Below are 24,024 nucleotides of genomic sequence, written 5' to 3' on the forward strand. Positions count from 1 at the left end.
GCGGCGAAGCGGTTGTACGCGCTGGTGCTGGACATCGCGGGCGGCAGACCCTCCAAAACTGAGCTGCTGGGCTACCGTGAAATCGCCATCTTTAAAAACGGCGTTACGCTGTAAATAAACACAGACGACGCTTTTGCAGCCAGCCGGACTGTTGAAAGCGAATTGCAACGGGAGGAAGAAGGTGCTATACTGGTAAGCACCATGTAGGGAAACATGAGGAGAGGAAGCGGTGTTTATGCCACAAACCATCAAAATCCTGCATTTCAGCCCAACCGGAGGGGCGCGGCGCGTGGCGCTGCTGCTCGCAAAGGGGATGGCACCCAACGTGCGGGAGTATGACCTCTGCGATCCGCAGGCCGAGCCGACAGTGTTTCATCCGGACGACGTGGTGCTGGTTGCCGGCCCTGCTTACGGCGGGCGGTTGCCGGCCATGATGACCGGACGGCTGAAAAAATGGCAGGGCAACGGCGCGCGGGCGGTGGCGGCTGCGGTGTACGGCGGCAGGGCCTATGAGGACACGCTGATCGAGCTGAGCGACCTGCTGCGCGGGCAGGGATTCCGCGTCATGGCAGCGGCCGCGCTGCTGGCGGAGCATTCGATCGTACATATTGCCGCTGGACGTCCGGATGAACAGGACGCGCGGCAGCTCGGCGCGTTCGGCAGGCAGATCGCGGCGAAGCTGGACCACGGCTCGCAGGAGGAACCCGCCGTGCCAGGCAGCCACCCCTATAAGGAGTGGAGCGGCATGCCTGCCGTGCCGCAGGTATCGGAAGCCTGCACCGGCTGCGGCCTGTGCGCGGAAAAATGTCCCGCACGGGCGATCCCGACCGGACAGCCGGATACGACCGACCCGTCGCGCTGCATCCTGTGCATGCGCTGTGTCGCCATCTGTCCGCAGCAGGCCCGCGCCCTGCCTGCCCCGATGCTGGAAGCGCTGCGGGGAAAGTTGGCGCCGTTTGACGCAGAGCGGCGTGAGAACGAGCTTTTTTTGTAAAAAACACGGCTGACCGTTTGGGTCAGCCGTGTTTTTGGATTGGTTGGCATTATTCGCCGGCCGCAACCGCGTCAAAGGAGGGCGACAGCAGATTGGTCATGCTCCGCAGGCTGATGCCTAGGGTGGAAAGGTTGTGCAGCATGGCCGACGCGGCCGGCATGAGCGCGCCAGCCGCGCCCAGGACGATCAGCATGCCGTTGAAGCCGATCACGAACCGGTAATTGGAGTGGATGCGGAGCATCAGCCCCTGCGCGATCCGCCGCAGTGCGACCAGCTCGAATAGGTTGTCCGCCGCGATGGTGACATCCGCGATTTCACGCGCGATCGCCGCGCCATCGCTGATTGCAATGCCTACGCTGGCGGCGGACAGGGCGGGCGAATCGTTGATGCCGTCGCCCAGCATGATGACCGTGCGGCCGGCGGCGCGTTCGGCCTCTACAAAATGCGCCTTGTCCTCGGGCAGGACCTCTGCGCGGTAATCGTCCACCCCGACCTGCGCCGCAATCGCGGCCGCGGTGCGCTCGCTGTCACCGGTCAGCATGACGGTGCGCCGGATGCCGAGCGCGCGCAGCGCCTGTATCGCGGCCTTTGCCTCGCCGCGGAGCGGGTCCGCAATGCAGATAACCGCCGCCAGTTCGCCGCCGATGGCGAGATACAGGTGGGAGAATTCCGGGGGAAGCGCGTCAAACGCCGCCTGCTCTCCAGCGGGGATTACGGTTTTCTCATCCTCAAAGACAAAGTGCGCGCTGCCGATGATGACTTTTTCCCCGTCCACCGTGCTGGAGATACCGTGCGCGACCAGATATTCGACCTGGGAATGCATTTCCTCGTGGGCGAGCCGGCGCTCTCTGGCGGCGCGCACGACCGCGTTGGCCATGGAATGCGGGAAATGCTCCTCCAGGCAGGCGGCGACGCGCAACATTTCGGCCTCGCTGCGTCCGCCGAACGGAATGACTCGCGCGACGACCGGACAGGCGTGGGTCAGCGTGCCGGTTTTGTCAAACACAATCGTATCCGCGCCCGCGACCGCTTCCAGAAATTTGCCGCCTTTGACCGTGATATGGTAAGCGCTTGCCTCGCGCATGGCGGACAGCACCGCCAGCGGCATAGCAAGCTTGAGCGCGCAGGAGAAGTCCACCATCAGGACGGACAGCGCGCGCGTGACGCTGCGCGTCAGCAGGAAGCTGAGCGCGCTGCCGGCGAGCGTATAGGGGACCAGGCGGTCGGCCAGGCGGGAGGCTCTGCCTTCCGCCGCGGATTTGAGCCGTTCGGACTGCTCGATCATGGAGACGATCTTGTCATAACGGCTTTCGCCAGAATGCTGGGTGACGCGCAGCACGCATTCGCCCTCTTCGACGACCGTTCCGGCGTAAACGGCCGTACCCGGGCGCTTGGCGACCGGCATGGATTCGCCGGTCAGGGATGCCTGGTTAACCATGACCTCGCCCTCGGCGATCGTTCCGTCAATCGGGATCACGCCGCCCATGCGGACCGCGATGCAGTCGCCCGCGCCGATCTGGCCGAGTGGGACGAGGGTTTCGGTATCGCCGTCCTTGCGCCAAACGCGGTCCACGCCCAGCGCCATGCAGCGGGCCAGGTCGTCGACCGACTTTTTGTGCGTCCACTCCTCCAGCAGCTCGCCCAGCTCGAGCAGGAACATGACCGAGCCGGCCGTGCCGAAGTCGCGACGGGCGATCGAGATGCCGATGGAAAGCGCGTCGAGCAGCTCAACGTGCATGCGGCGGCGCAGCAGGCAGCGCAGGCCGCGCCGCAGGAAAGGAAAGGAAATCCAGCAGATCCGCGCAATTTGAAGCGGGGAGGGCAGGAATAGACTGCAGGCCGCTTTGACCAGCACCTTGCCGACCAGCTTTTCCTGATACTGCCGGTTGAGCATGCGGCTGCTGTGCAGGGGGGCGAGCGCCGCGACGCGCGGGTCCTGATAGGAGAAGCGGCCGATCGCCGCCAGTACGGCTGCTCGGCCGCCCTGATAGCGGATTACGGCGCAGCGGGTGCGCTCATGAACTGCGGCCTGCGCCACCCCTGTGCAGGACTGCAGATAAGCTTCCAGCAGGTCTGCCTGCTCCGGCGTCATCCGCTTTTGGGCAAGACGGACGCGCAGGCGTCCGTTGCTTTCGTGTAAAATGGTTGCTTTCATTGCTTGACCTCCAAAACGGGAAAAAGAGGGCCGCCTATGCGCCCCTCTTTGACAAACGGGTTGTAATCAGCCCTGGGTTTCTGCGGCGGTATCCTCAACGGCCTCTTCCTGCGCCGTGCGGGCCTGGTTGATATCCTGCGCGGAAGCCAGGATGTCGGCCGCGTTCTCCTGCACGGTGTTGACCGTGGTCATGACGGATTCCTTCACCCGCAGCGCGGCGGCGGTGGCATGGGTATAAACCTTTTTGGCGTCCTTGCTGGACAGCAGCTTAATGCCGGCCGAACCGAACAGCGCGCCGCCGACAAACAGGGCGATATCCTTGCAGTATTTCTTCATAAATGCTTCCTCCTTATCACTTGCGCCTGTAGCCCGTGATCATGACCATGACCATGCAGATCACAGCGCCCCAGGCCCAAAACCGATGTTGTTTCAAGGCGAACACCTCCTGGATGGGTCGTTTCCCGTTGGGGATAAGCATAGCATATCTGTTCGGCAAATTCCACCGGATTTGGACAGAGATAAACGGTTTTAGACATTTTTCTCGGCCGCAATGCGGCGGTAGCGGGAGGGGGGAAGATGGTACAGGCGGCGAAACGCCACGCCGAACTGGCTGACGCTGCCGTACCCCACAGCAACCGAAACCTGCATCACGGACAGGGGGGAGGAGGTCAAAAGTTCGGCCGCGCGCTGTAGCCGCTGCTGCTGGAGGTATTGGTGGAGCGGCTGGCCGTATAGCTGCCGGAAGCAGCTTTTGAGCGAGGTGGGGGAGATATGGAACTGCTGCGCAAGGCACCTGATCGTCAGATGCTCCGCGAGGTGCTCCAACATATAGGCATGGACCTGCTGCACGGCGTCCGTCAGGTATTGATCGTAGTAGCTCGCGGCTACCGGAGAGACCAGCGGGCTTTGGCGGCACAGAAGATACAATAGCTCCACCGCCTTGAGCGTGCAGTACTGCCCGCGATCGGAAGCGGGCAGGTCCCTGAGCGCGAAGAACACCGCGTTGCCCCAGGCGCTGCCGCGCACCGCCGCACAGCCGTGATGCGCTGCCATCAGCGCGCCTACCTGGCGGGTGTCCAGCGTCAGGCCGCCAAACAGGGCGCAAAGCCCTTGCAGGCTGTGCCGAGCCTCACAGCAGACGAACGAAATAAGGATGCCCGCGAAGCGACTGTCCGCAAATTGGACGGATCGAACCTGCGCGGGATCGGAAAGCAGCAGGATCTCCCGCGGCTTGAGCCTGACCTGCCGCCCGCCCGCCAAAGAAAGCAGCAGCCCGCCGCGGCAGCAGTACAGCGTTTCAAGGTGCGGATGTGTGGGGCGGGCGGGAAAGCGCTCCGGCGGCGCGCAGTCAAAATCGCAGACGCGCACGCCGGCCATGGGGGCGGTCCAGCGGATATGGCCGGACGAAAGCCCGGCATCCGATAATTGTTCCAATAGCGCTTCCAGCATGCCGATCCTCCATAGAAAAGTTTGCAATGACTAACTTGCAGTTAGCTAAAACTAACTCATAGCCAGAATTATACGCCAAAACAGCGGGGTTTGTCAAGGCTTGGATAATGCAAAAAAAGCGGACGCCCCGATCGGGACGTCCGCCTGGCCGTATGGCTATTTACAGGGTAAGGGAGGGAGCGGCGTAAACGCGTGCCTGCAGCTCGCTGTTGAGCATGTAGAGTGCTTTGGCGTCGCTGCCGAACAGCTCCATCTTGGTGATGAGGTCGGAGGAATTTTTTTCTTCCTCGCCCTGCTCCTTGACAAACCAGTCGAGGAACTGAACAGTGCGGAAATCATTTGCCGACTGGGCGGCCCCATAAATGGCGTTGATTAATGCGGTGACGTACTGTTCGTGCTCGTATGCGACCTGCAGCGGGTCCATCAGCGTGGAGAACGCCTTGTCCGGCTTGGCGATCGCTTCCAGCGTGACCTTCTGGTTATTGTTGTGCAGGTACTGATAGATCAGCATGGCATGGTCCTGCTCCTCCCTGGCCTGGATTTCGTACCAGTTTGCAAAACCGTCCAGCCCTTTGTCGGAGTAAAAGTTAGCGATGTCAAGATACAGATAGGCAGAATAAAATTCCTTGTTGATTTGGTCGTTGAGCAATTCGGAAACCTTGCGATCCATTTTAAGTAACCTCCTTAGAGCGGGGATGGGATAAACCACCTAAAATATTAATTGATATTATATATCAATTATAACACTTCCGCGTCCGCTGTCAAGAGAAAAAACGGAAATACTGGCGTGGGAAAGAGAAGTATGAATTTATTTTACGAAATAAGAAAAATGTGGTATACTAAAAAACAAGAAAAATGGAACGAGGGGAAATATGAAAGAAATACTCAAAAAATGGAATGACATCAGCCTGGTCAAACGGATTATCTGCGGCTTGGCGGTCGGCATCCTCCTCGGGGTGGCCGCGCCGCAGCTGACGGCGCTCTCCCTGCTGGGCGATCTGTTTGTCGGCGCGCTGAAGGCGGTCGCGCCGCTGCTGGTCTTGTTTTTGGTCATGGGCGCGCTGTCCAACCACAAAGAGGGTAAGCAGACCAACATGAAAAGCATCATCGGGTTGTATCTGTTGGGTACGTTCTTGGCGGGCTGCGTGGCGGTTGTGGCGAGCTTCCTGTTCCCGATCTCGCTTACGCTGGCGGAAAGCGCTTCCGATGTGGCGCCCCCGGGCGGTATCGGCGAGGTGCTGCACACTTTGATGATGAACCTGGTTTCCAACCCGATCAGCGCCCTGGCGAACGCCAACTATATCGGCATCCTGGCCTGGGCGGTGCTGCTCGGCATTGCGCTGCGCAAGGCCTCGGACGGCACCAAGCGTGCGATCGGCAATGTTGCGGACGCGATCTCGCAGATCGTCCGGTGGATTATCAACTGCGCGCCGTTCGGCGTAATGGGCCTGGTTTTCACCACGATCTCTGAGCAGGGAATCGATGCCCTGCTCAGCTACGGCAAGCTGATCCTGTTGCTGGTCGGCAGCATGGCGTTCGTGGCGTTTATCGTCAACCCGATCATCGCTTTTATCGGCATCCGCAAAAACCCCTATCCGCTGGTGCTGAAATGCCTGAAGGACAGCGGCATCACCGCTTTCTTTACGCGCAGCTCGGCCGCCAACATTCCGGTCAATATGAAGCTGTGCGAGGAGCTGGGGCTGGACCGCGATACCTATGCGGTATCCATCCCGCTGGGTTCTACGATCAACATGGGCGGCGCGGCGGTCACGATCTCCATACTCGCGCTTGCCGCGGCGCATACCATGGGCATAGAGGTGGATCTGGCGTCCGCGATCGTGTTGAGCGTGCTCTCCGCGGTCAGCGCGTGCGGCGCATCCGGCGTGGCGGGCGGCTCGCTGCTGTTGGTCCCGCTGGCCTGCAGCCTGTTCGGCATTCCAAACGATATCGCGATGCAGGTAGTGGGCGTCGGTTTTATCGTCGGCGTGATCCAGGATTCCTGTGAAACCGCGATCAATTCCTCGACCGATGTGCTGTATACCGCGGTGGCGGAGTATACCCAAAAGCGTAAGCTGCAGAAAAAATAAATACAAGCCGGAAAGGGCCTGCTTCGTACAAGCAGGCCCTTTTTTGGCGAAAGCGACAGGGGACGGAAGCGGATGCTTCCGTCCCCTGTCTGGAAGAGAGGAGGATGTGCGGCGGAGAAGGGAGGCGTCAGGCGCCCCCGGGCTCCAGCAGAAAGCTCTGCACCGCGGTCGCGGCGCCGCCGATGAATTCCTTGCGGGGGGCGAGGGAACTCTGCTCGAAAATGTCCGTGGACAAAAACGGGTTGATTTTAGATACCTGCTGGATGAACGTTTCCATCACAAAGGGGCATTCGAAAATCTCGCCGAACAAAATGACCTTATTGGGCGCGAAAACCGAGATGGCGTTGTTGATGCCGATGGAGAGGTCATAGATCAAGGTGGTCAGATAGCTGCGCAGCTCCAGACAGTCCAGCGCAAGGTATTTGCGGATGTTATGGATAGTCGGCTGGCCGTATTCGAGCAGGGCGCCGCGGATAACCGGAGAGCTTTCCTGCAGCGAGAGGATTTTTTCGGTGATCTGGTTTAAGTGGACACCGGTTTCCAGACAGCCGGTTTTGCCGCAGCGGCAAACTGTGGTCGAGCCGCGGTAAAAGTAGGTATGCCCGATCTCCGAGGACTGGTAATTAGCGCCCTTATACAGCGCGCCGTTGATCGACGCCGCCGAGCCGACGCCCGGCCCCCATTTCACGACCATGGTATTGGCGGTGTATTTTGCCGTGCCGTAAAGGTTTTCCGCGTTCAGGAACGAGCAGACGTTGCTTTCCACACAGACTGGAAACGGGAGCAGCTCCTCCAATATCTTCTGGATAGGCACCTCCTGTCCGTGGAAAACATGGAAAGGATGCAGGGCGATGCCTTCGTTGTGGTTGACAGGACCAAGGATGTCCACGCCGATGCCGAGGATATCCTTGTTTTTGAGCTTGGTTTTCCAAAGCAGCAGTACGATCCGGTTGGCAATATCCTGAAAGGCGCCCGGCACATCAAGCGCGGGGTCGATCGCAAAGTGCTCGAGCGCAAGCGGCTCCCCCATCAGGTTGGTGATGGCAATGGTGCTGCCCGTGTAGTGGATATTGACGGAAATAACGTATTTATAGGTCTGGTTGATGGACAACAGGCTTTTTTTGCGGCCTAGGCTAGAGGAGGCTTCTTTCCCCTCCTCGATGATGATGCCGCGGCTGATGAAGTCGCCGCAGATCGAGGTCAGCGTGGCGGTCGTGAGACGGAGCCGGCTGGCCAGGTCGGTCCTCGACATTGCGCCTTCCGTCAGCAAAAGCCACAAAACATGGGAACGATTGACCTGTTTTACATTACTCATGTTGATTCCAAGAGGGCGCATAAGCAAATCTCCTAAGCTATCGATAGAATTCCGACGCCGCGTATGCGGCAGGGCAGGGATTATACGCCGGCATAGGCGCTGAAGCCGCCGTCCACGGGCAGCACGACCCCATTCACATATCCCGCCGCCTGCGGGGAGAGCAGGAAGAGCAGCGCGCCCGTCAATTCAGAAATATCCCCGAACCGGCCCGCCGGTATGCCGGACAGGATCTTTTCCGCGCGCGGGGTAAGCGAGCCATCTGCGTGGAGCAGGTTGGGGCGGTTCTGGTTGGTGATAAAAAAACCGGGGGCGATCGCGTTGACCCGAATGCCCGCCCTGGAGAAGTAGACGGCCAGCCATTGCGTGAAGTTGGAAACGGCGGATTTGGCCGCGCTGTAGGCCGGCAGCTTGGTCAGCGGCCGGATGGCGTTCATGGAGGAGATGTTGACGATGCAGCTATCCTTGCGGCCGGTCATGTCGGCGGAAAAAATCTGGGTGGGAAGCACCGTGCCGATAAAGTTAAGGTCGAACACCCGGCGGAAGCCGTTCAGGTCAAGCTGAAAAAAGGTTTTGAGCGCCGGCTCCACCGCTTCGGGGCGAAAATATTCGTCCTCCGTATTTCCATCCGGATGGTTGCCGCCCGCGCCGTTAATCAGGATGCTGCAGGGGCCGTGCGCGGCCAGAATCTGCGCGTGTACGCTTTCGAGCTGCGCCTTGTCCAGCACGTCGGCCCGATAGGCATATGCACGATACCCCGCTGCGGTCAGCGCATCCGCCGCAGCCTGCGCCGCAGGCAGGTTGATATCCAACAAGCACACGGTCGCATGCGCCTGTGCGAGCGCGCCCGCGAAATGGCTGCACATGATGCCGCCGGCACCGGTGACAACAGCGGTGCGGCCGCCCAGGTCCAGGGGGAACGGGTTGGGCGTGAGCATGAAATTCAACTCCTTTTTTGTTCTAATTTTATTATATCAATATAATTAAAAAAATCAACATAGCAGCTAATCAGAAAATTAAATAGAAATATTGTGCGGTATATACAAAAAGATAAAAACAAATATATTGCTTTTGATAAATTGACACAAATGGAAAGAATCGCTATAATAGGAGCATACAAATTAGTTAATTCAATTAATTAATTTGAGACGAAATGTAGAGAAGGAAGAAGGAGGACACTATGAAAAGGTTAATCGCATTGGCATTATCACTCTCAATGGCAGTTTCTCTGACAGCCTGCGGTGGCGGAGACGACGCTGCGGGCGGCGATTCCGGAAGCCGTTCGCTGACGGTCAGCGGCCAGCCCTATTCGCACACACTCCCCGCTTACATCGGCCTGGAGGAAGGGCAGTTTGAAGACGTGGGGCTGGATGTGGAACTGATTATGTTCACGGGCGGCAATGTGCAGAACGAAGCGCTCGGCGCGGGCGAATGGGACGTTGGCTGCTACGGTTCGCCCCCGTCCATCACCGGCGGCATTGCCTACGGCGCCAAGGTGATCGGTTTCGGCTCGCCGGATACGGAAGCGGTCACGATCTGGGCGAGAAGCGACAGCGATATCGCGCAGATTCAGGGCCAGGTCGCGGGCTATGACGAGATCTACGGCAATGCGGATACCTGGCGCGGCAAGACCATCCTCTGCCCGCTCGGTACCTCGGCGCACTTCACTCTGGTCGCAACGCTGGAAAAGCTCGGTCTGACGACCGAGGACGTCAGCATCATCGATATGGGCGTTGCCCAAGCGTACACGGCGTTTAAGGCTGGCGAGGCTGACATTGTCTGCCTGTGGGACCCGCAGGGCTTCGACGCGGAGAACGAGGACTGGGTCTGCATTTCCTCCGGCAAGGCGACCGGCGAGGACCAGCCGACCGTTATCGTCGCCTCTGAGGAAGCGATCGAGACCAAGCATGACGAGATTCTGGACTTCCTGGACTGCTATTATCAGATCTGTGAGAAGTACGCGGACGATCTGGACGCATACGGACAGTACATGATGGATATCGGTCTGGACAACGGTGTGGAGCAGACCCTGGAGATCGCCACCCGCTGCGCAGAAAAGCGCCCGCTGTCCACGCTGGACGACGAGATCGAATGGTTCTCCGGCGAAAAGGGAACCCGCTATGTCGATACGACGATGGAAAACCTGATGGACTTCTTCGTGCAGACCGGCTCGATCGAAGAATCCGATAAGCAGTACCTGATCGAAAACAACTTTATCGACGACACCTTCATTCGAGAGCTTGCCGAGCGTCATGGCAAGACGATGAACTGACAACCCAAACACGTTTGTTGGCAAAGGAGGGGGGCTCTCCGCCCCTCTCCTTTTTGTAAATCATCAAGTGAGGCAGGCTGGTGGATTATGAAACAAAACAAAAAACTCAAGCTGGTGCTGTTGAGCATACTGGGCCTGGTCCTGTTTTTCGGCATATGGGAATGCAGCGTCCGGTTCGGCTTGGTATCCGAGCGCACGCTGTGCGCGCCCTCCACAGCACTGGAAACCCTGTTCACCAAAATGGTCGAAAAGAAGCCGGACGGCGCGACCATTCCGGTGCATTTCCTGGCAAGCATCAAGCTTTCTTTGAGCGGCTTCCTGCTGGCGATTGTCATCGGCATCCCGCTCGGCTTGTTCATGGGATACTATAAGGTGCTGGATTCGCTGTTCACCCCGCTGTTTGAGATCATTCGCCCGATCCCGCCGATCGCATGGATCCCGATCATTATCCTGACCATGGGCATCGGCTTTAACGCAAAGGTATTCATCATATTTGTATCAGCGTTTGTGCCATGCGTGGTTAACTCGTACCTGGGCATCAAGCTGACCAACCAGACGCTGATTAACGTGGCGAAAACGTTCGGCGCCTCGCGATGGCAGGTGTTCACAAAGGTATGCATCCCCTCGTCCATGAACATGGTGTTCACGGGCATACGCATATCGCTCGGAAACTCCTGGTCCACGCTGGTCGCGGCGGAAATGCTCGCCTCCACGCAGGGCCTCGGCTATATGATCCAGATCGGCCGCTCGCTTAGCCGGCCGGAGATCATCATTGTCGGCATGGCGGTCATCGGCGTCACCGGCGCCATCATGAGCGGGTTGCTCAGCCTCTGCGAGAAAAAGGTTGCGCCCTGGAGGTATAAGTGATGAAAAATATCAAATGGGTGAATATACTGCTGTCCGTCTGCTCGATCGGTATTTTCGTTGTCCTCTGGGTGGTCCTTTCCGGACAGGAGGGCTCGATGGTACCGACACCGGCGGCAACGCTGGAGAAATTCCTGCAGATCATGGCCGACCCGATCGCTAACGCAACGCTGCCGGCGCATATCTGGGCCAGCCTGCAGCGCGTTCTGATCGCATTCTTCTTCGCGGTTGTGCTGGGCGTTGCGCTCGGCATCGGCATCGGCTGGAGCAAGGGCTTTAACGCGCTTTTCGGGCCGCTTTTCGAAATGCTGCGCCCGATCCCGCCGATCGCATGGATCCCCGTGATCATCCTGTGGTTCGGCATCGGCGAGCTTTCCAAATGGGTGATCGTATTCATCGGCTCGTTCGTGCCGATCGTGCTGAACACCAGCGCGGGCATCCGTGCGATCGATCCGCTGATGATCAGCGCGGGCAAGGTTCTGGGCGCGAACCGTAAGCAGCTTTTGGTTGACGTGGCGTTTCCGGCCACCATCCCCGCTATCCTGGCCGGTATCCGCACCGCGCTGTCGAGCGGCTGGATGTGTGTGGTTGCGGCGGAAATGATCGTGGCGCGGCAGGGCGTCGGCTTCCTGATCGTCCGCGGGCAGGAGAGCGGCGACACGGCGTTGATCGTCGTCTGCATGCTGGCAATCGGCGTGGTAAGCTTCCTGCTGTCCACGATACTGCAGAAAATGGAAGGAGTGCTTTGCCCGTGGCAGTTCTCAGAGACAAAATTGTGATCAAAAACCTCTCCAAAACATTCGCTTCCAAAAAGAACTCGGTAGAGGTTTTGAAGGATATCAACCTGACGGTGAAGGAAAACGAATTCCTCGTGATTCTGGGGCCGGGGCAATGCGGCAAAACCGTTCTGCTGAACATCCTTGCCGAGTTGGACGAGCAGACCTCGGGTACGGTGGAATTTGCGGACGGGCGGCCCAAAATGGGCGACTTGGGTCTGGTGTTCCAGCGCTACGCGCTTTTCCCATGGAAATCGGTCATGGGCAACGTAGAGATGAACCAGAAGCTCAAGGGCGTGGATAAGGCCACCCGTCAGGCAAACGCGCAGAAATATATCGACCTGGTCGGGCTGCAGGGCTTTGAAAAGGCGCTGCCCAAGCAGCTCTCCGGCGGCATGAAGCAGCGCGTGGGCATCGCGCGCGCTTATGCCAGCGAGTCCGACATTATGCTGATGGACGAACCGTTCGGCGCGCTGGACGCGCAGACCCGTTATTCCATGGAGGACGAGATTCTCAAGATCTGGGAGAAGAACAAGCGCACGGTCATCTTCGTCACCAACAACGTGGAGGAGGCCATTTATCTGGGCGACCGGATCATCCTGCTCGGCGGCCATCCGACCAGCGTGAAGAAGGAATACATACCCGAAATGCCCAGACCAAGAAACTATACCGATCAGGCATTCCTGCGGCTTCGCAACGAAATCGTGGCGGATACCGATCTGAGCCTGTGACGCAGGGAGGTGTCCGTATGAGCGATCAAGTAAAGGTAAAGGTCAGGAACCTGACAAAATGTTTTGGCGACCTGAAAGTGCTGGACAATATCTCGTTCGATATCAATAAGGGCGACTTTGTCTGCATTGTCGGCCCGACGGGCTGCGGCAAGACGACGTTCCTCAACCTACTCGTCAAGCTGATCGAGCCGACCGAGGGGCAGATCCTGATCGACGGCGAACCGGCGGACCCGCAGAAGCACAACCTCTCGTTCGTGTTTCAGGAACCGTCCGCGTTCCCGTGGCTGACGGTTGAACAGAACATCCGCTTCGGGCTGGAAACCAAAAAGGTCGAGGAAAAGGTGATCAAGCAGCGCACGGATGAAATCCTGGAGATCCTCGGCCTGGAAAAGGCGCGCAACGCCTATCCGCATGAGCTGAGTACCTCGACCGAGCAGCGCATTGTCATCGGGCGCAGCTTCGCGCTGCACCCCGACCTGCTGCTGATGGATGAGCCGTACGGCCAGATGGATATTAAAATGCGGTACTATCTGGAGGACGAGGTCATCAAGCTGTGGCAGGCGACCGGAAGCACGGTCATTTTCATCACGCACAACGTGGAGGAGGCGGTCTACCTCTCCAACAAGTGCCTGATTTTGTCGCAGAAGCCGACAACGGTCAAGGAAGAGCTGAAGATCGAACTGCCCCGCCCGCGCGATATTGCGAGCGAGGAATTCATCCGCCTGCGCGAATATGTAACGAGCCAAATCAAATGGTGGTAAGGGGCGAGGCGACATGAAAGGAAGACCGGTCTTCCCCGTACTGCTTCTTGCCGTGATTTGGGGTACCTATTATGTGGCGAGCCAGCAGACGGTGGCGGGCATGTCCGTGTTTTCAATGGGCGTATACATCCGCCTAATCGTCATGGTGTTCCTGACCGTGCTGATGGCGCTGCGCGGGGAACTGAAGCTTCTGCTGCAGGTGCGCTTTGTCTGGCCTAAGCTGGTGACGATCGGCGTGCTGGGCTTCCTGCTGGATGCGACCGCGTTCGTGGGCCTGTCGCTCGGCAGCGCCAGCACGGGTACGGCGCTGCTCAAGTGCGATATCCTGATGGTGGCGGTGATCTCCGCCGTGATCTACAAGACGCGCCTGAGCTGGAAGCAGTGGTGCTGCATCGTGGTCATGCTGCTGGGCGTGTTCATCACGATGGGGCTGAACCCCGCCCATCTGGAGCTGTTCAACCTGGGCAACCTGTTCTATCTGCTTAGCGCGCTCTTTGTGTCGATCAACGCGTTTGTAATCAAAAGCGCGCAGCACGACAAGCGCAACCCCGTGTGCGACAACGTGGTGGCGTACTACAACAATTTCGTCTGTATGCTGTGCTTTATCGCGGCATCCGCGGCGGCGGGCAGCCTGGGCGAGATCATGAACTGTATCCGCACGCCCTATTATGGCTGGATGCTGCTGCTCGCCAGCGTGGGGCAGACGCTGGTCTACATTGTTTACTATTACGACCTGCGGCGGTTCCCCGTATGGTTTGTCAAGGTGTTTCTGCTGTTCATGCCGGTCGTGGCGTCGCTGATCTGCTTTTTCGCGTTCGGGGAAAAGCTGACCGTGGTGCAGCTTGGCGGCATGGCGGTCATCCTGATTGGCGCGCTCGGTATTCTGCTGGAGCAGCGCAAAAACGAGACGGGCAGCATGGAACCTGTTGAGGAAAGAGGGTAAATTTCAAAATGGAAAAAGCGTTTCATTATTACATGCCGGTCAAGATCCTGTTTGATTACGGGGTCTCGCAAAAGATGGCGTCTTACATCGCGGGCGAAAACGTGCTGATTATTTCCGACCCGTTCCTGTACCAGAACGGCGTGGCGCAGCGGATCGGCGAAAGCCTGATCGGCAAAACCGTCGGCTATTTCAGCGATATCGAGCCGAATCCGTCGTGCGAAAGCGTGGATGCCGCGGCCGCGGCCGCGCGCGCGCTGAAAGCGGACTGCGTGATCGGTCTGGGCGGCGGCAGCTCGATGGACGTTGCCAAGATCGTCGCCTGCCTGACGCGGGATGAGGGCAGCATCTACGACTATTACAGCGGCGGCACCAAGACCTTTTCCGAGCGCAAGACCATGCTGATCTGCGTACCCACGACCGCGGGTACGGGCAGCGAGGTCACGAATGTCGGCGTGTTCACGAATAAAAAGGCCGGCATCAAAATGCCGCTCGTTACCGACCGCTTCTGGGCGGATTATGCGGTGATCGATCCGGAACTGACCTATTCGCTGCCGCCCGCCGTGACTGCTTCGACCGGCATGGACGCGTTCTGCCACGCGATCGAGGCGTATTGGAACAAGGAGAGCCAGCCCATGTGCGATATGCTGGCGATGGGCGCGATGCAGCTCATCCTCCGCTTTATCAAGAGGGCGTATGACGACCCGAACGATCTCGAGGCGCGCGGCGCCATGATCAAGGCGAGCATGATCGCAGGCGTGGCATTCAGCCAGACGCGCACGACCGGCATCCACGCGCTCAGCTTTCCGCTGACCACCGAGTACCACGCCAGCCACGGCACCGCCTGCTCGATCACCCTGCCGGCGTTTATCCGCCTGTGCAGGGAAGGGGCGGCGGAAAAGCTGCAGGCGCTGTCCGCCTACCTGGGTTATGCGGATGCGGGCGCGCTCGCGGACGCGGTCGAGGCGCTGATGGAATCCATGGGCATGCCGACCCGCCTGGGGCAGCTTGGCGTGCGGGAGGAAAACCTGGAGCATATCACCAAGGTCGGCTTGGGCGCGGCGATCATCCAGCTCACGCCCGCAGTAATGAATGAACAAACCGTATATGCACTGCTGAAAGGCATCCTGTGATAAAGAAGGGGAGGATATCTATGAAAAAGATTGTGATTGGTTCGGATAAGTCGGGCTTCCCGCTCAAGGAGGCGGTTAAGGCGCACCTGGTTGAGCTTGGGTATGAGGTGGAGGACTGCGGCACGCAGGATATGGAGCACGGCCAGCCGTATTACATGGTGGCGCCCGTGGTCGCGGAAAAGATCTCCAGGAAGGAGTATGAAAAGGGCATCCTGATCTGCGGCACCGGTATGGGCATGGCGATCGTAGCGAACAAATATCCGGGCGTTTACGCGGCGGTCTGCGAGAATACCTATGCGGCGGAAAAGTGCCGCGCCATCAACGACGCAAACATCCTGACCATGGGCGGCTGGATCACCGCGGACTTTGCGGGCTGCGCCATTGTGGATAAATTCCTGAACACCGCGTTCACCGAGAACCTGGAGCCGTGGCGCCAGGAGTTCCTGACCAAGGCGCGCGAGGAAGTCAAGGGCATCGAAAAGGGCATCTACCACAACTGAGGAGGGGAAAATATGGATATGCAGGCCAAAAAAGACCTCCAGAAATTTGCCGTTTCCATCCGAAAGGAAACCATGCGCGCGATCGGCACGCTGGGCGTTGGGCATGTGGGCGGCGCGCTGTCCATCTGCGACGTGCTGGCCGTGCTGTACGGCGGGGAAATGAACATCGATCCAGCCGACCCGCACAAGGAGGATCGGGACTGGCTGGTTTGCTCCAAGGGGCATGCGGGGCCGGCGGTATACGCCACGCTGGCGCTGAAGGGTTTTTTCCCAAAAGAGGAGTTGCTCACGCTCAACAAGCCGGGTACCAACCTGCCCAGCCATTGCGACATGAACCGCACGCCCGGCATCGACATGACGACCGGCTCGCTGGGACAGGGGACCAGCTCGGCCGTGGGCATCGCCTGCGGCAACCGCAAAAAGGGGTTGGATAACTACACCTACCTGATCATCGGCGACGGCGAGAGCCAGGAGGGCCAGGTATGGGAGGCCGCGCTTTTCGCGGCGCAGCACAAGCTGTCCCACCTGATCGCGTTTACGGATTACAACAAGTGCCAGATCGACGGGACGATCAGCGAGGTCTGCGAGCTGGGCGATCTGGCGGGCAAATACGAGGCGTTCGGCTGGTACGCGCAGAGCGTGGACGGACACGACGTAGAGCAGATCAGCGAGGCCATCCATAAGGCCAAGCAGCAGGGCGAGCGGCCCTCCATGATCGTGCTGAACACGGTCAAGGGCAAGGGCGTTTCGCTGGCCGAGGGCAAGGTCGGCTCGCACAACATGCCGGTTACCAGGGAGCAGATGGATCAGGCCATGGCCGAGCTGGACAGCCAGCTCGCGGCGCTGTAAAGGAGGGGAGAGCCATGGGCGTAATAGTAGCTGATTTTCACAAGCACGGCGATACCGAGCTGCGTAAGGTGTACTGTAGCACTCTGATGGAGCTGGCGGCGGAGGACGAGCGCGTCTGCGTTCTGGATGCGGACCTGATGAACGCCTCCGCGACCAAGCCGTTTGCGGCCGCGTTTCCGGAAAATACGTTTGACTGCGGCGTACAGGAGGCCAACATGCTCGGCGTGGCGGCGGGCCTGTCCGCGACCGGACAGATCCCGTTTACCCATACGTTCGCGCCCTTTGCGGCGCGCCGCGCCTGCGACCAGATCTTTGTCTCCTGTGCCTATGCCAAGCAGAATGTCAAGATCGTCGGCTCCGACCCCGGCATCACGACCGCGCTCAACGGCGGCACCCACATGCCGTTTGAGGACATCGCGATCATGCGCAGCATTCCGGAGATCACGGTCGTGGAGCCTGCGGACGCGGTCGCGGTACGCGAGATCGTGCGCATGGCAAAGGAGGAGTACGGCGTCTGGTATATCCGCCTGCACCGCAAGACCGCGCCCGCGATTTACGAGGCGGGTACGACGTTCGAGGTTGGCAAAGCCAACCTGCTGCGCGATGGCAAGGACGTGACGATCATCGCCATGGGCTTCTGTGTGGCCGAGGCGCTCAAAGCGGCCGAGCTGCTGGAAAAAGAGGGGATACAGGCGCGCGTGCTGGATATGTTTTGCGTCAAGCCGCTGGACGAGACGGCAGTCATCCGTGCGGCGCAGGAGACCGGCGCGGTCGTGACTGCGGAAAACCACAACGTCATCAACGGCCTGGGGAGCGCGGTCGCGGATGTGCTTGCATCGGCCTGCTGGGCGCCGCTGGAAAAGGTCGGCGTGCAGGACGAGTTCGGCGAAGTCGGTCCGGTGGATTACCTACAGGAGCGTTTCGGCCTGACGGCGCAGGCGATCTGCGAAAAGGCGAAAAAGGCGATCGCGCGAAAGTGAGGGAACGGCATTGAAAAACAGAAAAGCGCATATGACCGCGGTGGGCCGCATTGAGCTGGCCGACTGCCCAATGCCGGCGGCGGGCGCGGACGAGGTAGTCGTCCGGATGGAGTACTGCGGCATCTGCGGTTCGGACGCGCATTTTTACAAGGAGGGCCGCATCGGGAAAAAGGTGGCGCCGCTGCCGTTTATCCTGGGGCATGAGGTGTCGGGATATGTGACCGAATGCGGCGCGGATGTGACTGCTCTGCAGCCCGGCGATCGTGTGGCGCTCGAGCCGGGCGTACCCTGTGGCAAGTGCGAGCTTTGCCTGACAGGAAAATACAACCTCTGTCCGGATGTGCATTTCCTCGCGGCGCCGCCGTATGACGGCGCGCTGCGTAAGTTCATGGCCTTTCCGGCCAAAATGTGCTTCAAGCTGCCGGACGATATGACCATGCAGGAGGGCGCCATGCTGGAGCCGCTCGCGGTCGGCATGCATGCGGCCAGGCGCGGCGGCGTTGGGCTGGGGAAGAGCGTCTGCATCCTGGGCTCGGGTACCATCGGCATTATGACGCTGCTGGCCTGCAAGGCCATGGGCGCGACCGAGATCATCGTGTCCGACTTGGTGGGGCACCGGCTGGAGAGCGCGAAGCGTCTGGGCGCGACGGTCACGGCCAACCCCAAAGAGGTGGATGTGACCGAGGCCGTATTGCAGGCGACGGGCGGCAAGGGCTGCGACGTGGTCTTTGAAACGGCGGGCTCGCCGGTGACAATGTCGCAGACCGGCCGGTATGTCAAAAGCGGCGGCGTGATCGTTGTGGTGGGCAACATTGCACAGGATGTCAGCTATAATTTTTTGGAGATATCCCGCAAGGAAGTGGAGATCCGCACGGTGTTCCGCTACCGTAATATTTATCCACTCGCAATCGAGGCGGTCGAAAAGGGCTATATCGACCTCAAGGCGATCGAGCCGAAGGAATTCCCGTTTGAGCAGGCGGACGAGGCTTTCCAGTATACGATCACCCATGCGCAGGAAGTCATCAAGACCCTGATTAAAGTCTCAGACTGACCCAATACGGCGGCACGCAGGCAGTCGGCCCTGCGTGTCGCTTTTTTGCGCGGAGGAACACGGTGCCGCAAAAAAATACAAAAACAGCGCCGCGCCGCCGTCAGGTGTGCTATAATAGCAGCAGTGTAGCCGCCGTGCGGCTGTGTTGGGAGGGGATAACTACGGAAAAGGTAAAGGCGTTTCTCAAACGCAAGGACATTGTAATCTCGGTTCGGCGGTACGGGATCGACGCGCTGGGGGCAATGGCGCAGGGGCTGTTCTGCTCGCTGCTGATTGGGACAATCATCGATACGGTAGGTGCACAGTTCGGCATCCCGTTTCTGACCATGCCGGTCGCGACGGTGAGCGACGTATCCTACACAGTGGGCGGCCTGGCCTCCGCGATGAGCGGGCCGGCGATGGCGGTGGCGATCGGCTATGCGCTGCGCTGCCCGCCGCTCGTGCTGTTTTCGCTGATTACGGTCGGCTTTGCGTCCAACGCGCTGGGCGGCGCGGGCGGGCCGCTCGCCGTGCTGTTTGTGGCGGTCATCGCCGCCGAGCTGGGCAAGGCGGTCGCGGGTGAGACCAAGGTGGACATCCTGGTCACCCCGCTGGTCACGATCGGCGCGGGCATTGCGCTGTCCGCCTGGTGGGCGCCCGCGCTGGGAGCGGCGGCGATGCAGGTCGGCAGCCTGATTATGTGGGCAACCAATCTGCAGCCGTTCCTGATGGGGATTGCGGTGTCCGTGCTGGTGGGCGTGGCGCTGACGCTGCCCATTTCCTCCGCCGCGATCTGCGCGGCGCTCGGTCTGACCGGTCTGGCGGGCGGCGCGGCGGTGGCGGGCTGCTGCGCGCAGATGGTCGGCTTTGCGGTCATGTCGTTCAAGGAGAACCGCTGGGGCGGGCTGGTGTCTCAGGGGATCGGCACCTCCATGCTTCAGATGGGCAACATTGTCAAGAACCCGCGCATCTGGATCGCGCCTATCCTGACCTCGGCCATCACCGGACCGATTGCGACCTGTGTATTTGGTTTGCAGATGAATGGTACGCCGGTTTCCTCGGGCATGGGGACGTGTGGATTGGTCGGCCAGATCGGGGTTTATACCGGCTGGATGAACGATATCGCGGCCGGAACCAAGGCCGCCGTTACGGCGCAGGACTGGGTTGGGCTGCTGCTGGTATCGTTCCTTCTGCCAGCGGTGCTGTGTCCGCTGATCAACCTGGCGGTACGCCGTCTCGGCTGGGTCAAGGATGGGGACATGAAGCTGTGAGCGCGCGGCGGCGCCAATGCCAACGCCTGTAGGAGCGGAGGGCGGATGCCTTTGCAATGATAGAGGACATTATAACCTTTGTGGAAGTACATGCAACATAATATTGGTATTGTGAACAAAACGACACGCTTCTGGTTGGACAAACTTACAGTTTTACCGGCTTTCCGAGCAAAGCTATTGACAAAAGCGCCGCAGTTATAGTATGCTTCCATCAGAAAATCATACAGGCTTGTGACTGGTATGGCAGGCAAGACCAAACAACCGAACGGGAAATATTATCCGTATTCGGGCGTTTGGTCTTTTTTGTTTTAACAGCACGGTTCAGATTCAGAAGATGAAGGGGAGTTGCACTATGAAAACATTTCAGTATGAGATCACCGATCCCATTGGTATCCACGCTCGTTCGGCAGGACAGCTGGTTAAGACCGCGAAGGCGTTCCAGAGCAAGGTCATGGTGGAGTATAACGGGAAGCAGACCGAGGCTACCCGCCTGATGAGCGTGATGGGAATGGGCATCCGGCATGGCAGCGTGGTCACCGTTACCGTGGAGGGACCGGACGAGGAGGCTGCGGCGCAGCAACTTCAGGCGTTCTTTCGGGAGACGCTATGACCTCGGCGGAGCTGGGCGGGCAGGAGGCCTACCGGATCAGCCGCGTCATTGGCAACAATTTTGTATGTATCATTGACCCTGATGGACGCGAGGTTATCCTGCGCGGCTTGGGGATCGGCTTCAAAAAGCAGTCGGGCGACCTTGTACCCGCGTGTAAGGTGGAGAAGATCTACGACCTGCGCGATCCGGAGAAATCCTCCCGCCTGATGGAGCTGCTCGGCGACGTGCCGGCGGAATTTCTGGATGTCAGCACGGAGATCATAGAGGAAGCGAAAAGGATGACTGGACGGCGGCTGAGCGAAAATATTTATATCACCCTGACCGATCACATCTGCTTTGCGGTGGAGCGCCTGCGCACCGGCACGGCGTATTCCAATCAACTGCTGTGGGAGATCACAAACTTCTACCCCACCGAGTTCGCCATGGGGATTCAAGCGCTCGATATCATCGAGCGGCGGCTCGGTTACCGCCTTTCCAAGGATGAGGCAGGATTCATCGCGCTTCATATCGTCAACGCGGAGATCGACGGGCGTATGGCCGACATGGTCCGCATCACCGAGCTCATCAGCCGCATTGTCGCAGAGGTGCAGGCGTATTATGGCGTTGCGCTGGACGACCAATCCCTGGATTACGGGCGGTTCATCACCCACCTCAAATTTCTGGGACAGCGCATTACACAGGGCCAGTATGCACAAGATAATGATTCCGAGTTCCAGTCCATGATCGTCCGGCGCTACCGGTATGACTACCAGTGCGCCGAGCGCATCCGAGATGATTTGGCGCAGGCGTTCTCCATCCGGCTGCCGCCGGAGGAGATGACCTTCCTGACCATCCATTTGCACCGCCTTGCCATGAATATGGGTATATCTGATAAAGAGGAGTAAGGTATATGAAAGATAAGATTTTTGGCGTGCTGCAGCGTGTCGGCCGTTCGTTCATGCTGCCGATCGCGATCCTGCCGGTAGCCGGCCTGTTCCTGGGCGTAGGCGGGTCGTTTACCAATGAAACCATGCTGGAAACCTATGGCCTGATGGGGCTGATGGGGCCTGGCACGTTCATCAACGCGATTTTGCAGGTACTCAACGCAGCCGGTTCGGTCGTGTTCGATAACCTGCCGTTGATCTTTGCCATTGGCGTCGCCATCGGCATGGCCAAGCAGGAGAAGGAGGTCTCCGCCCTGTCGGCGGTCATCGCGTTCTTCGTTATGCACGCGACCATCGGTGCGATGATTGGTGACTTCGGCGCGCCCGACCTGTCCGGCGCGACCGCGAGCGTGCTGGGCATCAATTCGCTGCAAATGGGTGTGTTCGGCGGTATTATCGTCGGCTTGGGTACGGCGGCGCTGCACAACCGCTTTTACAAGATTCAGCTTCCGCAGGTGCTCAGCTTTTTCAGCGGCACGCGCTTCGTGCCGATTATCTCAGCGGCGGTCTACCTGGTGGTGGGCATCGCAATGTATTATATCTGGCCGGTGATTCAGAGCGGCATCAACGCGCTCGGCGGCTTTGTCCTCGCGTCCGGCTATGGCGGCACCTGGCTGTACGGCTTTATTGAGCGCGCGCTCATCCCGTTCGGTCTGCACCATGTGTTCTATATTCCGTTCTGGCAGACCGCGCTCGGAGGCACGGCCATGGTGGGCGGCGCGCTGGTGGAGGGCGCGCAGAACATCTTCTTCGCCGAGCTGGCCACTCCGGACATCAAGCATTTCTCGGTCGAGGCGACCCGCTTTATGGCCGGTAAGTTCCCGCTGATGATCTTCGGCTTGCCGGGCGCGGCGCTCGCGCTGTATCGCTGCGCCAAGCCGGAAAACCGCAAGGCGGTCGGCGGCCTGCTGCTCTCCGCGGCGCTGACCTCCATGCTCACCGGTATCACCGAGCCGCTCGAGTTCACCTTCCTGTTCGTCGCGCCGGTGATGTATGTGGTACACTGTGTGTTTGCGGGCGCGTCTTATATGATTATGCACATCCTGAACGTCGGTGTAGGCCTGACTTTCTCGGGCGGACTGATCGACCTGACGCTGTTCGGCGTGATGCAGGGTAACGCCAAAACGAGCTGGCTGTGGATTCCAGTGGTGGGTGTTATCTACTTCATCGTCTACTACCTGGTGTTCTCGTTCATGATTAAGAAATTCGACTATAAGACCCCGGGCCGCGACGACAGCGAAATCAAGCTGTACACCCGCAAGGATGTCAACGCCCGCAAGGAGGGCGAGGCGGCTGCGCAAGGCGGCCGCGAGGATTCGCTCTCGCGCCAGATCATGGTGGGTCTGGGCGGCAAGGCTAACATTTCGGATGTGGACTGCTGTATCACCCGCCTGCGCTGCACGGTACACGATGCGTCCAAGGTCGACCAGCAGCTTCTGAAGGAAACCGGCGCTTCGGGCGTCATCTGCAAGGGCCAGGGCGTACAGGTGGTCTACGGCCCGCGCGTATCCAACATCAAGTCCGATCTGGAAGCCTTCCTGGCCTCTCCGGTGAGCGACCAGGCCGCGCCGGAGCCCGCAGCACCTTCAGCGGCTCCAGAAACGGCTTCTTCCGATCCTGCGGCCGGTCAACCCATCGTTATCGCGTCCCCGCTCGCGGGCAAGGTGATCCCGCTCGAGGACGTCGCGGACGGTGTGTTCTCCGAAAAGATGGTGGGCGACGGCTTCGCGGTCGAACCGTCGGGCAACCAGGTTTACGCGCCGGCCGACTGCGAGGTGGCGACCGTGTTCGGCACCAAGCACGCCATCGGTCTGGTGATGCCGGAGGGCTGCGAGCTGCTTATCCATCTGGGCATCGACACCGTGCAGCTGGGTGGCGCGCCCTTTACCATCCAAGTCAAGGAGGGCGACACGCTCAAGAAAGGCGACCTGATTGGCAGCTTCGACGAAAAGGCCATCCTGGACGCGGGCTATCGCACGGTAACGCCGGTAGTGGTCACGAATTCGGATCAATACTCGTCGTTTGAGCTGTGCAAAACCGGCGCGGTAAAGCCCGGGGAGAACGTGCTCACGGTGAAATAACAGCGGAAAAATAAGAGCAGAGGTGGCATGCCGGAACGGGCGCCGCCTCTGCTGTTTTTTCGTTACGATGGGGAAGGAGACAGCGCCGGTATCCTCCAGACAAAAAAGAAAGACCTGATTTCAAATGAAATCAGGTCTTTTATGGTTGCGGGGGCTGGACTTGAACCAACGACCTCCGGGTTATGAGCGATGAAGCAAAGGCGCAGAAAGAAGAAAAACACTATATATAGATTTCTGTAATGCAGAATAATCTATATAGTGTGTTTTCGAGCGGCAGCGATTTGTTCTTTTTTGAGGGGGAAGAAC

At 59.3% G+C, this 24,024-nt stretch carries 23 protein-coding genes; 17 read left to right on the forward strand and 6 right to left on the reverse strand.

What is annotated here, in order from left to right:
* Nucleotides 1-235 precede the first annotated feature (235 nt).
* The gene (locus H8S45_RS08305) at nt 236-994 is read left to right on the forward strand and encodes a 4Fe-4S binding protein (protein ID WP_054327549.1); all 759 of its coding nucleotides are present in this window, start codon (nt 236-238) and stop codon (nt 992-994) included.
* Nucleotides 995-1,043: 49 nt separating this feature from the next.
* Here H8S45_RS08305 and H8S45_RS08310 read toward each other — a convergent pair whose 3' ends face one another.
* From H8S45_RS08310 to H8S45_RS08325, 4 genes are all read right to left on the reverse strand, one after another.
* Nucleotides 1,044-3,149: a heavy metal translocating P-type ATPase gene (locus H8S45_RS08310; RefSeq protein WP_147574165.1), complete on the reverse strand. Its 2,106-nt coding sequence runs from the start codon at nt 3,147-3,149 to the stop codon at nt 1,044-1,046.
* Between the two features lie 66 nt (nt 3,150-3,215).
* A complete protein-coding gene (locus H8S45_RS08315; protein ID WP_054327548.1) occupies nt 3,216-3,485 on the reverse strand; it encodes a DUF6110 family protein in 270 nt (89 codons plus the stop codon).
* Nucleotides 3,486-3,677: 192 nt separating this feature from the next.
* Nucleotides 3,678-4,598, reverse strand: a complete 921-nt coding sequence (locus H8S45_RS08320; protein WP_054327547.1) for an AraC family transcriptional regulator — start codon at nt 4,596-4,598, stop codon at nt 3,678-3,680.
* A 160-nt stretch (nt 4,599-4,758) separates the two neighbouring features.
* A complete protein-coding gene (locus tag H8S45_RS08325) occupies nt 4,759-5,268 on the reverse strand; it encodes a ferritin (protein WP_107631078.1) in 510 nt (169 codons plus the stop codon).
* Between the two features lie 202 nt (nt 5,269-5,470).
* Here H8S45_RS08325 and sstT point away from each other — a divergent pair, with 202 nt between their 5' ends.
* On the forward strand, nt 5,471-6,685 hold the full coding sequence (sstT, locus tag H8S45_RS08330; protein ID WP_107631077.1) for a serine/threonine transporter SstT: 1,215 nt from the start codon (nt 5,471-5,473) through the stop codon (nt 6,683-6,685).
* Between the two features lie 127 nt (nt 6,686-6,812).
* On the opposite strand, the gene H8S45_RS08335 is transcribed toward sstT, so the two are convergent.
* Both H8S45_RS08335 and H8S45_RS08340 read right to left on the reverse strand, forming a co-directional pair.
* On the reverse strand, nt 6,813-8,021 hold the full coding sequence (locus H8S45_RS08335; RefSeq protein ID WP_054327545.1) for an ROK family transcriptional regulator: 1,209 nt from the start codon (nt 8,019-8,021) through the stop codon (nt 6,813-6,815).
* Between the two features lie 59 nt (nt 8,022-8,080).
* Nucleotides 8,081-8,935: an SDR family oxidoreductase gene (locus tag H8S45_RS08340; RefSeq protein WP_107631076.1), complete on the reverse strand. Its 855-nt coding sequence runs from the start codon at nt 8,933-8,935 to the stop codon at nt 8,081-8,083.
* A gap of 242 nt (nt 8,936-9,177) precedes the next feature.
* Between H8S45_RS08340 and H8S45_RS08345 the strand changes: the two genes are divergently transcribed.
* The 15 genes from H8S45_RS08345 to H8S45_RS08415 all read left to right on the forward strand — a co-directional run bounded on the left by H8S45_RS08345 (nt 9,178) and on the right by H8S45_RS08415 (nt 23,718).
* Nucleotides 9,178-10,269 carry an ABC transporter substrate-binding protein gene (locus tag H8S45_RS08345; protein ID WP_082397182.1) on the forward strand — a complete coding sequence of 364 codons (1,092 nt, stop codon included), beginning with the start codon at nt 9,178-9,180 and terminating at the stop codon, nt 10,267-10,269.
* An 87-nt stretch (nt 10,270-10,356) separates the two neighbouring features.
* Entirely contained in the window at nt 10,357-11,136 is a 780-nt protein-coding gene (locus H8S45_RS08350) for an ABC transporter permease (RefSeq protein WP_054327543.1), read from the forward strand.
* The gene (locus H8S45_RS08355; RefSeq protein ID WP_054327542.1) at nt 11,136-11,912 is read left to right on the forward strand and encodes an ABC transporter permease; all 777 of its coding nucleotides are present in this window, start codon (nt 11,136-11,138) and stop codon (nt 11,910-11,912) included. The genes H8S45_RS08350 and H8S45_RS08355 overlap by 1 nt, the downstream gene beginning before the upstream one ends.
* A complete protein-coding gene (locus H8S45_RS08360; RefSeq protein ID WP_054327541.1) occupies nt 11,885-12,640 on the forward strand; it encodes an ABC transporter ATP-binding protein in 756 nt (251 codons plus the stop codon). Before H8S45_RS08355 ends, H8S45_RS08360 begins: the two co-directional genes overlap by 28 nt.
* A 17-nt stretch (nt 12,641-12,657) precedes the next feature.
* The gene (locus tag H8S45_RS08365) at nt 12,658-13,401 is read left to right on the forward strand and encodes an ABC transporter ATP-binding protein (RefSeq protein ID WP_107631075.1); all 744 of its coding nucleotides are present in this window, start codon (nt 12,658-12,660) and stop codon (nt 13,399-13,401) included.
* Between the two features lie 13 nt (nt 13,402-13,414).
* Complete coding sequence (locus tag H8S45_RS08370) at nt 13,415-14,344, forward strand: DMT family transporter (RefSeq protein ID WP_054327540.1); 930 nt, start codon at nt 13,415-13,417, stop codon at nt 14,342-14,344.
* Nucleotides 14,345-14,352: 8 nt separating this feature from the next.
* On the forward strand, nt 14,353-15,474 hold the full coding sequence (locus tag H8S45_RS08375) for an iron-containing alcohol dehydrogenase family protein (protein ID WP_107631074.1): 1,122 nt from the start codon (nt 14,353-14,355) through the stop codon (nt 15,472-15,474).
* A gap of 20 nt (nt 15,475-15,494) precedes the next feature.
* On the forward strand, nt 15,495-15,974 hold the full coding sequence (locus tag H8S45_RS08380) for an RpiB/LacA/LacB family sugar-phosphate isomerase (protein ID WP_054327539.1): 480 nt from the start codon (nt 15,495-15,497) through the stop codon (nt 15,972-15,974).
* A 12-nt stretch (nt 15,975-15,986) separates the two neighbouring features.
* Nucleotides 15,987-16,823: a transketolase gene (locus H8S45_RS08385; RefSeq protein ID WP_147574170.1), complete on the forward strand. Its 837-nt coding sequence runs from the start codon at nt 15,987-15,989 to the stop codon at nt 16,821-16,823.
* A 14-nt stretch (nt 16,824-16,837) separates the two neighbouring features.
* Nucleotides 16,838-17,803, forward strand: a complete 966-nt coding sequence (locus tag H8S45_RS08390; RefSeq protein WP_054327538.1) for a transketolase family protein — start codon at nt 16,838-16,840, stop codon at nt 17,801-17,803.
* A gap of 10 nt (nt 17,804-17,813) precedes the next feature.
* Nucleotides 17,814-18,854, forward strand: a complete 1,041-nt coding sequence (locus tag H8S45_RS08395; protein WP_107631071.1) for an NAD(P)-dependent alcohol dehydrogenase — start codon at nt 17,814-17,816, stop codon at nt 18,852-18,854.
* Nucleotides 18,855-19,009: 155 nt separating this feature from the next.
* On the forward strand, nt 19,010-20,104 hold the full coding sequence (locus H8S45_RS08400) for a PTS transporter subunit IIC (protein WP_054327551.1): 1,095 nt from the start codon (nt 19,010-19,012) through the stop codon (nt 20,102-20,104).
* Nucleotides 20,105-20,456: 352 nt separating this feature from the next.
* Nucleotides 20,457-20,714 (forward strand): HPr family phosphocarrier protein, encoded by a 258-nt coding sequence (locus H8S45_RS08405; RefSeq protein WP_186949934.1) that lies wholly within the window; start codon nt 20,457-20,459, stop codon nt 20,712-20,714.
* Nucleotides 20,711-21,598 carry a BglG family transcription antiterminator LicT gene (gene licT, locus H8S45_RS08410; RefSeq protein WP_054327537.1) on the forward strand — a complete coding sequence of 296 codons (888 nt, stop codon included), beginning with the start codon at nt 20,711-20,713 and terminating at the stop codon, nt 21,596-21,598. Before H8S45_RS08405 ends, licT begins: the two co-directional genes overlap by 4 nt.
* 5 nt (nt 21,599-21,603) lie before the next feature.
* Entirely contained in the window at nt 21,604-23,718 is a 2,115-nt protein-coding gene (locus H8S45_RS08415; RefSeq protein ID WP_186949936.1) for a PTS transporter subunit IIABC, read from the forward strand.
* The last annotated feature ends 306 nt before the right edge of the window (nt 23,719-24,024 follow it).

The organism is Agathobaculum faecis (assembly GCF_014287995.1).
GTDB lineage: Bacteria > Bacillota > Clostridia > Oscillospirales > Butyricicoccaceae > Agathobaculum > Agathobaculum ammoniilyticum.